The sequence below is a fragment of the Psychrobacter sp. genome, assembly GCF_036731945.1.
Classification (GTDB): Bacteria; Pseudomonadota; Gammaproteobacteria; order Pseudomonadales; family Moraxellaceae; genus Psychrobacter.
The window spans coordinates 1-1,935 of record NZ_DAINDI010000006.1; the positions used below are offsets into that span (position 1 = coordinate 1).

A 1,935-nucleotide genomic window follows, 5' to 3' on the forward strand; every position below is an offset into this window, starting at 1 on the left:
GACTGCAATTTATCTCATTTTTATCACCATTTTTAAAATGAAGACACGCCCTAGTTATTCTAAGTTAACTGTCTAAAATAGTTTTTAGAAAAATAATTAACGCTAAAACCTTTTTATGGCTGCCTACTGAACTCGTACTGGCAGCCGCTTTTTATCTATCCTTACATTTTTTGCACATCCTGTGACACCTCACTACTATTAGTTGCAATTATAACGCGGCAAACTGATAAGCATAATTTTGATAATTATAAACAACCCGTTTAATCGTAATTATAACTATAATGAGGACATAACCATGGACAATTCAAAAACCCCACTACCAGAAGAGATGGACCATATCGAAGGCGATAGCAATATCGATGTTAATGAAGACGGTAGCCAAGAGATTGATTTGAACAATCCTATGCTGCACACCTTTGATGACGACGATGTCATCGATAATAGCGCAGGATTTAATAATTCTGAAGTTGGCACAGATGCCACCCAAGGACTGACGCCAATACATCGCCAAAATATCGATGAAGCTCGGATTGATGAGGTATTGGTCGAAGACAATCTAGACGATAAAGATTATCCTGACATCGTCGATATTGCTGACAGAGATGCCGCTAAAGTTTCTAACGATGATAATTTTTAGAAATTGTGCCTTAATGAAATACCGAATAATTTAGAAAAAAATACCGAACATTATGTCCGGTATTTTTTTGATTTAAGAAAACCATTAAACCCAACCATCGAGTGTACCAGCCCAGCCCTTAACCAACGGCAAACTCAATGCTTCAAGCAAATCAATATGCGCCTCATCTAGGTTTAATGCTGGAATATAATGATACTCTTTCCCGCCTGCATTTAAGAAATTATCACGGTTTTCGATTGCCAATTCTTCCAGTGTTTCTAAGCAATCAGCAGAGAATGCCGGACTAATCACTTGTACCGAACGCACCCCAGATTTGCCCCAATCTTCTAATACCACATCGGTATACGGCTTGACCCATTCTTGCTTACCAAAGCGCGACTGAAAGCTGATAATCCACTCGTCATCTTGTAGACCAAGTTCGTGCGCCACTTGCGCGGCGGTACATTTGCAGCGTTTTGGGTACGGATCGCCTTTATCGGCATAGGGCTGCGGAATCCCGTGAAAGCTAAACATCAACTTTTCAGGCTTGCCATGCTCGGCTTGAAAGCGGCGAATCGAGTTAGCCAATGCTTGAATATACAGCGGATGCGCAAAGTAATCTTTGACAATGCTATAGTTTGGCAAGTTGCGTTGCTTTAGCGTCCATTTGGTCAAGGCATCATAGACGGCACCGCCAGACGAGGCAGAATACTGCGGAAATAACGGCAAGATAACAAAATGGTCAACGCCCTCGCTTTTTAGTGTATCCATCACGTCAGGCAAACCCGGATTGCCATAGCTCATCGCTGCATGTACAGAAACGCGAAATGGCGCCACGCTATTTGCCAAGCGCGGCTCGAGCAGCTCAACTTGGCTGTTTAATATTTTGCGAATGGGCGAATCGCCTTCCCAAATACTGGCATAAGCTTTTGCCACACGTTTTGGGCGACTTGGTAGGACAAACAGATTTAAAATAATCGCCCATAAAAATTTAGGGATTTCAATCACACGCGGGTCGGACAAAAACTGTTTTAGATAACGACGGACGGCGGGCGCGGTCGGCTCATCTGGCGTACCTAGGTTGACTAATAAGACGGCAATACGGGGCGGCAATTGAGGTTTCATAAGGGCATTATCTATTATTGGATTATGTTATGGTGAAGTTATAGGCTTTGATCAGCTAAAAAGTATTTCAAAATTCATATATTTTAGCCATTTATTTAGCAATAGTACTATTAAGCCTTAATTAACCACACTTGGCAATTATCAAAATATACTAAGCAGACGACAATCAATCACATACCAAATTATGGTTAAAT

General features: G+C 41.4%; 2 protein-coding genes. One reads left to right on the top strand and one right to left on the bottom strand.

The features are described from left to right. The first annotated feature begins 295 nt into the window (after window positions 1-295). The gene (locus V7D75_RS02075; protein WP_333613215.1) at window positions 296-637 is read left to right on the top strand and encodes a hypothetical protein; all 342 of its coding nucleotides are present in this window, start codon (window positions 296-298) and stop codon (window positions 635-637) included. An 84-nt stretch (window positions 638-721) separates the two neighbouring features. Here V7D75_RS02075 and hemH read toward each other — a convergent pair whose 3' ends face one another. Continuing rightward, entirely contained in the window at window positions 722-1,741 is a 1,020-nt protein-coding gene (gene hemH, locus V7D75_RS02080; protein ID WP_333613216.1) for a ferrochelatase, read from the bottom strand. Window positions 1,742-1,935 lie beyond the last annotated feature (194 nt).

What these genes read in the sequence shown, in the direction of transcription:
- V7D75_RS02075 (WP_333613215.1), top strand. Translation starts at nt 296, where the DNA reads ATGGACAATTCAAAAACCCCACTACCAGAAGAGATGGACCATATCGAA.
- hemH (WP_333613216.1), bottom strand. Translation starts at nt 1,741, where the DNA reads ATGAAACCTCAATTGCCGCCCCGTATTGCCGTCTTATTAGTCAACCTA.